This window comes from Oerskovia sp. NPDC056781 (genome assembly GCF_042789955.1).
Classification (GTDB): domain Bacteria; phylum Actinomycetota; class Actinomycetes; order Actinomycetales; family Cellulomonadaceae; genus Oerskovia; species Oerskovia rustica.
In genome coordinates, this window is record NZ_JBHUAD010000216.1 from 1 (window position 1) to 6,756 (window position 6,756).

Annotated in this window: 6 protein-coding genes; 5 read left to right on the top strand and 1 reads right to left on the bottom strand. The window is 72.2% G+C overall.

The features are described 5' to 3' along the window. Nucleotides 1-102: 102 nt before the first annotated feature. Nucleotides 103-990, bottom strand: a complete 888-nt coding sequence (locus ACFRCR_RS15375) for a Bax inhibitor-1/YccA family protein (protein WP_377678730.1) — start codon at nucleotides 988-990, stop codon at nucleotides 103-105. A 286-nt stretch (nucleotides 991-1,276) separates the two neighbouring features. On the opposite strand from ACFRCR_RS15375, the gene ACFRCR_RS15380 reads away from it, so the two are divergent. The 5 genes from ACFRCR_RS15380 to ACFRCR_RS15400 all read left to right on the top strand — a co-directional run bounded on the left by ACFRCR_RS15380 (nucleotide 1,277) and on the right by ACFRCR_RS15400 (nucleotide 6,732). Beyond that, nucleotides 1,277-2,251, top strand: a complete 975-nt coding sequence (locus ACFRCR_RS15380) for an ABC transporter ATP-binding protein (RefSeq protein WP_191794244.1) — start codon at nucleotides 1,277-1,279, stop codon at nucleotides 2,249-2,251. Next, nucleotides 2,248-3,081: an ABC transporter permease gene (locus ACFRCR_RS15385; protein WP_377678732.1), complete on the top strand. Its 834-nt coding sequence runs from the start codon at nucleotides 2,248-2,250 to the stop codon at nucleotides 3,079-3,081. The genes ACFRCR_RS15380 and ACFRCR_RS15385 overlap by 4 nt, the downstream gene beginning before the upstream one ends. 65 nt (nucleotides 3,082-3,146) lie before the next feature. Further along, nucleotides 3,147-4,595, top strand: coding sequence for a sensor histidine kinase (locus ACFRCR_RS15390; protein ID WP_377678733.1), 1,449 nt, complete (start codon nucleotides 3,147-3,149; stop codon nucleotides 4,593-4,595). 113 nt (nucleotides 4,596-4,708) lie between these two features. Continuing rightward, the gene (locus ACFRCR_RS15395; protein ID WP_377678737.1) at nucleotides 4,709-5,353 is read left to right on the top strand and encodes a response regulator; all 645 of its coding nucleotides are present in this window, start codon (nucleotides 4,709-4,711) and stop codon (nucleotides 5,351-5,353) included. A 101-nt stretch (nucleotides 5,354-5,454) separates the two neighbouring features. Then, nucleotides 5,455-6,732, top strand: a complete 1,278-nt coding sequence (locus ACFRCR_RS15400) for an alpha/beta hydrolase family protein (RefSeq protein ID WP_377678735.1) — start codon at nucleotides 5,455-5,457, stop codon at nucleotides 6,730-6,732. Nucleotides 6,733-6,756: the final 24 nt, after the last annotated feature.

Sequence of the window (6,756 nt, forward strand, 5' to 3'; positions counted from 1 at the left end):
GCGTGAAGGCGGCCAGCGCGAGGCCGGCGGCAAAGACCGGCACCCGCGTCGGAACGGGTTCCGATGCGGGTGCCGGTGACTTCTTCCGGGCGTCGGCCAAGGTCAGTCGCTGCTCTGCAGGATCGCGAACAGGCGCAGGAACTCGAGGTACAGCCAGATGAGCGTGACCATGAGCCCGAACGCGGCGGACCAGGCGAACTTGGCGGGCACGCCCGCCTCGACGCCACGCTTGATCGAGTCGAAGTCGACGATGAGCGAGGCGGCCGCGAGGCCGACGGCGACGAGGCCGATCGCGATGCCCCAGCCACCCCCACGGGCGCCCCAGCCGTCCAGCACGCCCGTCATGATGAGGACCATGTTGACGAGCGAGAAGGCCAGGTAGCCGACCATCGCGATGAGCAGCCAGCGCGTGAACTTGGGCGTGACCCGCACCTTGCCGGACTTGAAGAGGAACAGCGCCGCGGCGAAGGTCACGACGGTCGCGAGCACGGCCTGCAGGACGACGCCGTTGAGCTGGACCCCGTTGATGACCATGGAGTCGTAGTACTTGCTGATCCCGCCGAGGAACGCGCCCTGCGCGATCGTGTAGGCCACGATGAGCGCGGGGCTCGGGTTCCGCTTGAACGCGTTGACCAGACCCAGGACGAGGCCGATGATCGCGCCGCCGATCCAGATGAACGGCATCGTGTCGACGAGCTGCCAGCTGCCGGCCGCGACGACGACGAGCAGGGCGAGCAGGCCCCCGGTCTTGACGATGACGTCGTCGTACGTGAGGCGCTTGGTGTCGGCAGTGGTCGCGGTCGGCGCGTTGTACATGGCGTCGAGCGTCGCGGCGTCGGCGGTCTGCGCGCCGTAGCTGCCGTACTGCGCCTGCTGGGGCGGGGTGCCGTACGCGGGGTTCTGCTGGACGGTGCCCGCAGCCCCCTGGCCGGTGCGCGCGCGCTTCGGCTCGCCGAAGATGGCGCTGTTGTTGAAGACGGGGTTGCTCATGCTTCCTCCTGGTCGCGGCGTCCAGTGCCCTCTGTCGAGGCGGGTGTCGCTGGCCGTGTTTCCATCCTATGCAACGAGCGGGTTCGCGCCGGTGTTCCCGGGGGCTTCATCCGACTTTTCCGCCCCTCGCGGACCAAGATCGCTCGACCGGCCGACGGGCGTCATCCTTGCGGCGTACAGGGACGGGCCGAGAAGATCGACCATGAGGGGGCATCGCGGGGAGGGTCCGGTTCTCTAGGCTGGAGCCGTACCGAGCCACCACCCGCAACCCACCCGAGGGGCGAGCATGATCGAAGCACGAGGCCTGACCAAGCGGTACGGGCCCAAGACCGCTGTCGACGGGATCTCCTTCACCGTCCAGCCCGGCCAGGTGACGGGCTTCCTGGGCCCGAACGGCGCCGGCAAGTCGACCACGATGCGCATGATCATGGGGCTGGACCGTCCGACGGCCGGTTCCGTGACCGTCAACGGCCAGCCGTACGCCGCGCACCGTTCGCCCCTGACCGAGGTCGGGGCCCTTCTCGACGCGAAGGCCGTGCACACGGGCCGCAGCGCCTACAACCACCTTCTCGCGATGGCGGCGACGCACAACATCCCGACGAAGCGCGTGCACGAGGTCATCGAGATGACCGGCCTGCAGTCGGTCGCGAAGAAGCGCGTCGGCGGCTTCTCGCTGGGCATGGGCCAGCGCCTGGGCATCGCGTCCGCGCTGCTGGGCGACCCCAAGACGCTCATCCTCGACGAGCCGGTCAACGGCCTGGACCCCGAGGGCGTCCTGTGGGTCCGCAACCTGGCGCGCTACCTCGCCTCGGAGGGCCGCACGGTCTTCCTGTCGAGCCACCTCATGAGCGAGGTCGCGCTGACCGCGGACCACATCATCGTGATCGGCAAGGGCCGCATCATCGCCAACGCGCCCGTCAAGGACATCGTCGACGGTGGCGCGCAGCACACGGTCCGAGTCCGGACGCCGCAGGCCACGCAGCTCGCCGAGCTGCTGACGCGTGACGGCGCGACCGTCACGTCCGACGAGCCGAGCCTGCTCCAGATCACGGGGGCCGAGGCCGCCGGGATCGGCGAGCTGGCCGCCGCCTCGGGCATCGTCCTGCACGAGCTCACGCCCGTCACCTCCACCCTGGAGGAGGCGTACATGCTCCTCACGGCCGACTCGGTCGAGTACCAGACCGAGTCCGCCGCCCAGCACATCGGCCACGGCGTGGACGCCGCGTCCGGCGCCCAGATCTCCGAAGGAGCCAAGCGATGACCGCCGCAACCGTCTCCGCAGCACGCCCGACGGCGCAGCGCGCCTCGTCGGCCCGCCTCACGTTCGGCGGCGTCCTGAAGTCGGAGTGGATCAAGTTCCGCACCCTGCGCTCGACCGTCTGGACCGTGTCGATCACGGTCGTGGTCATGGTCGGCATCGCCCTGATGTTCGCGGCCCTGATGTCCTCTCTCGTGGACGACCCTCAGGTCGAGGCTGCCGGCGGTCTCATGCCGGGCATCATGATCGTCACCTTCGGGTACAGCTTCGCCCAGCTCGCGGTCGCCGTCCTGGGCGCGCTGACGATCACGGGTGAGTACTCGACGGGCATGATCCGTTCCACGTTCAGCGCCGTCCCGACCCGCGTGCCGTCGCTGGCGGCGAAGTCGATCGTCCTGGCCGTCGTGACCTTCGTGATCTCGGCCGTCGGGGTCGGGTTGTCCTACCTCGTCGCGCTGCCCTTCGTCTCGGGCACGTCTCTCGAGGTCGACCTGTCGGCCGACGGCACGGTCCGATCGCTGATCGGTGTTCCCCTCTACCTCATGGCGATCGCCGTGCTGGCGATCGCGCTCGGGACGCTGATCCGCAACTCTGCCGGAACGATCTTCTCGCTCGTCGCTCTTCTCCTGGTCCTGCCGGGGATCCTCAGCGCCCTCCCTGTCGAATGGGTGCAGAACCTGGCGCAGTTCCTGCCGAGCAGCGCGGGCGAGGTCCTGATCCTCGGCAACATGGGCGGCGACCTGAGCCCCTGGCAGGGCTACGGCGTGCTCGTCGCCTGGGTCGTGGTGATCTGGGCCGCGGCGGCCGTGGTCGTCAAGCGTCGGGACGCCTGACCATTCCTTCCACCGCGCACAGCCCGGCGCCGGACCACGAGACCCGTGGTCCGGCGTCGGGCGCTGTGCGTCCTGAGGGGAACGACGCCCCGGGGGGCGCCGACACCACGAGGGCGGCCACGGCGCCCCGGGCAACCCTCAAGCCGCGGCCCGGCAGCGCCGCGGTGTTCACCGAGCTCGACGCGCGCAAGCTCGGGCCGGTACGCCGGTACTTCGTGCGCCACCCGGTCGTCATGGACTGGTTCGTCGCGGCCTGGTTCGCCGTACCTGGCCTGCTGGTGGCGCTGCTGTACCCGGAGCCGCGCTACGGCGTCGCGGTCGCGACCCTCGCAGGCGGCGCCGCACTCCTGTGGCGCCGCCGCTACCCGCTGTGGACCGCCGCGGCCATCGGTGCCCTCGCGATCCTGACGCTCGCCCTGACGGGCGACTCCGCGGGCTTCGAGCTCGCCACCGCGTTCGCCGTCTACGCGGTCGCGACGACCTACCGGCCGGCCGTGGCGTGGAGCGTGCTGGGTGTCCTGGTCCTGACGGTGTGCACCGCCGAGATGCTCTGGTACGACTTCACGGTGAGCGAGACGGGCGCGATGGTGCGTGCCGAGGTCGGCAGCGGCGAGCTCACGGGGCAGCGCGTCGCCACGATCGCGATCACGATCACCTTCGCCCTGCTGGGCATCGCGATCGGGTCGAGCGTGCGCGGTCGACGCCTGCACGTCGCCGACCTCGTGGGTCGCGCGAACGCGATCGCACGCGACCGCGACCAGCAGGCGCAGCTCGCGGCCGCGGCCGAGCGCGCGCGCATCTCGCGCGAGATGCACGACGTCGTCGCGCACTCCCTGACCGTCATGGTCGCGCTCGCGGACGGCGCCAAGGCACTGGGCGCGAAGGACCCCGAGCTCGCGGGGCAGGCGCTCGACGAGCTCACCGAGACGGGGCGCGCTGCCCTCGCCGACATGCGCCGCGTCCTGGGGGTCCTGCGCGACCCCGACGGCACGGTCGCCCCGCTGACCCCGACCGCGGACGTGCCGAGCATGGAGGACATCGCCGAGCGGTTCCGGCATGCGGGCCTGCCCGTGCGCCTGGTGCGCGTGGGTGTCCAGCCGGACCCTGACCCGGGACTGCGGCAGGCCGCGCACCGGATCGTGCAGGAGTCCCTGACGAACGTCCTGCGGTACGCGCCGCTGACCCCCGTGGTCGTGGTCGAGATCGCCCGGCGTGACGGGGGCACGCCCGACGGTGGAGACTGGCTCGAGATCACGGTCACGAACAAGGCGGGACGCGCCCCGGGCGGCACGGCCCGCGACGGGGCGGACGCCCGCCCGCTGCCTCCGGGCATCACGGGCGACCAGCCCATCGGCACAGGGAGAGGGATCATCGGGATGCGCGAACGTGCGGCCGTCTACGGGGGCACGGTCACGGCCGGGCCCACGAGCTCGGGCTGGGAGGTCGTCGCGCGGTTGCGCCTCGACGGCGCCACGCAGCCCAGGCCCGACGGCGGAGCCGGGGACGCGCTGTGACCCTCCCCTTCCCGGACGAGGCGCCGGGCGGCTCGGCCGGTCACGAGGCCGTGCCCCACGGTCCTGCCCACCCGATCCGTGTGCTGCTCGTCGACGACCAGTCCTTGCTGCGCATGGGTTTCCGCATGATCCTCGCGGCCGAGGACGACATCGAGGTCGTGGGCGAGGCGAGCGATGGCGAGACCGCGTTCGCGCAGGCCACGGCGCTGCGCCCCGACGTGATTCTCATGGACGTGCGCATGCCGGGCGTCAACGGGATCGACGCGACCGAACGGATCGTGTCCGCGCTGCCCGCCAGCCGGGTCATCATCCTCACGACGTTCGACCTCGACGAGTACGCGTTCGCCGCGCTGCGCGTGGGCGCGAGCGGGTTCCTGCTCAAGGACGCCCGCCCGGCCGACCTGGTCGGCGCGATCCGCAACGTCGCGAGCGGCGACGCGGCCGTCTCCCCGCGCGTCACCCGCCGGATGCTCGAGATGTTCGCGGGCTACCTGCCGGAGGACCCGCAGTCGCAGGGGGCGGCGGCGCCCGGCCACGGGGTCGACGACCCACGGCTGCGCGAGCTCACGGCCCGCGAGCTCGAGGTCTTCGCGGCGCTCGGCGAGGGGCTGTCCAACGCCGAGATCGCAGGACGGTTCGTGGTCTCCGAGGCCACGGTCAAGACGCACGTCGGGCGCGTGCTCGGCAAGCTCGGCCTCCGCGACCGCGTCCAGGCCGTGGTGCTGGCCTACGAGACGGGCGTCGCGCGCCCGGGCTGAGCGGCGGCGTCGGGCCTCGAGTGGTGCGCGCCGCCCCGCGCGGGCATGGTCGTGGGGGGAGCGTTTCGGCTCCGTCGTCCACGACGCGGGAGGCAGCCATCATGCCCGACCACCACGACCCGTTCTCCGCCGGCTTCTCCGGCGACCACGGGCGAGACTTCGAGATCCGCAGCGTCCTGGGTGGCGCGTACAGCGGCACGGCGGACGTGGGCGAGGTCCTCGCGGCCGTCGCGCACGTGCGCGACAAGGACCATCAGGGCTGGTTCGACGCGTGGCACACGCTCGGCGACCGCGTCGCGCAGGTCGCCGCCGACGCCGCCGCGGCCGGGCACGGGACGAGCGCCGCCGCCGCGTACCTGCGGGCGTCCGCGTACTACGCGGCCGCGGTCAACGCGGTCGCGGCGCTCGAGGTCGACGACGACCTCCTGCCGACGTTCCGCAAGCACCGCGCCGCGTGGGACCGGTGGGTCGACGCGAGCGGGCTCGTCGTCGAGCGCCTCGCGGTCCCGTACGAGGGGACGACGCTGCCGGGGTACTTCTTCAGCGCGTCCGACGCCGCGTCGACCGCGGCGATCGCGGCGGACCCGGGACAGGTCCGTCCGCGGTCGACGCTCGTCGCCGTCAACGGGTCGGACGGCTCGCTGACGTCGATGTGGACCGCGTGCGTCGCGGGCGCGCTGCGCCGGGGATACCACGCGTTCGTGTTCGACGGCCCCGGGCAGCAGTCGATGCTGTTCGAGCAGGGCGTGCCCTTCCGGCCCGACTTCGAGGCCGTCCTGACCCCCGTGCTCGACGCGCTCCTAGGACGCCCCGACGTCGACGAGGGGCGGGTCGCGGTCTACGGGTCGAGCCAGGCCGGGTACTGGGTGCCCCGCGCGCTCGCGTTCGAGCACCGACCGGCCGCGGCGGTCGTCGACCCGGGCGTCGTCGACGTCTCGGCCTCGTGGACGGGCTCGATGCCCAAGAGCCTGCTCAAACTGCTGGAGGAGGGGAAGGACCACGCGTTCGACCGCGACATGGACCTGGGCCTGCGCCTGTCGAAGGCCACCGCGGCCACGTGGCGCTTCCGTGCCCGCCCGTACGGCGTGGACGGCTACGCCGCGACGCTCCGCGAGGTCCAGCGGTACGACGCGCGGGACGTCGTCGCGCAGATCACCACTCCCCTGCTCGTCACCTCGCCCGAGGGCGAGCAGTTCTGGCCCGGCCAGTCCGAGGAGCTCGTCCGGCTCACGCCCGACGTGTCGGCCCTGGTGCGGTTCACCGCCGCCGAGGGCGCGAACCTCCACTGCCAGCCCCTCGGGCGAGCCCTGACCGAGCAGCGCGTGTTCGACTGGCTCGACGAGACGCTCGCTCCCCGGCTCGTCGGGGACGACGAGTGACGAGAGGCCCGCCCGTTCGAGGAA

Bases quoted from the DNA above. Each gene is read 5' to 3' on its own strand.
- ACFRCR_RS15375 (WP_377678730.1), bottom strand. From the start codon at position 990: ATGAGCAACCCCGTCTTCAACAACAGCGCCATCTTCGGCGAGCCGAAG.
- ACFRCR_RS15380 (WP_191794244.1), top strand. From the start codon at position 1,277: ATGATCGAAGCACGAGGCCTGACCAAGCGGTACGGGCCCAAGACCGCT.
- ACFRCR_RS15385 (WP_377678732.1), top strand. From the start codon at position 2,248: ATGACCGCCGCAACCGTCTCCGCAGCACGCCCGACGGCGCAGCGCGCC.
- ACFRCR_RS15395 (WP_377678737.1), top strand. From the start codon at position 4,709: ATGGGTTTCCGCATGATCCTCGCGGCCGAGGACGACATCGAGGTCGTG.
- ACFRCR_RS15400 (WP_377678735.1), top strand. From the start codon at position 5,455: ATGCCCGACCACCACGACCCGTTCTCCGCCGGCTTCTCCGGCGACCAC.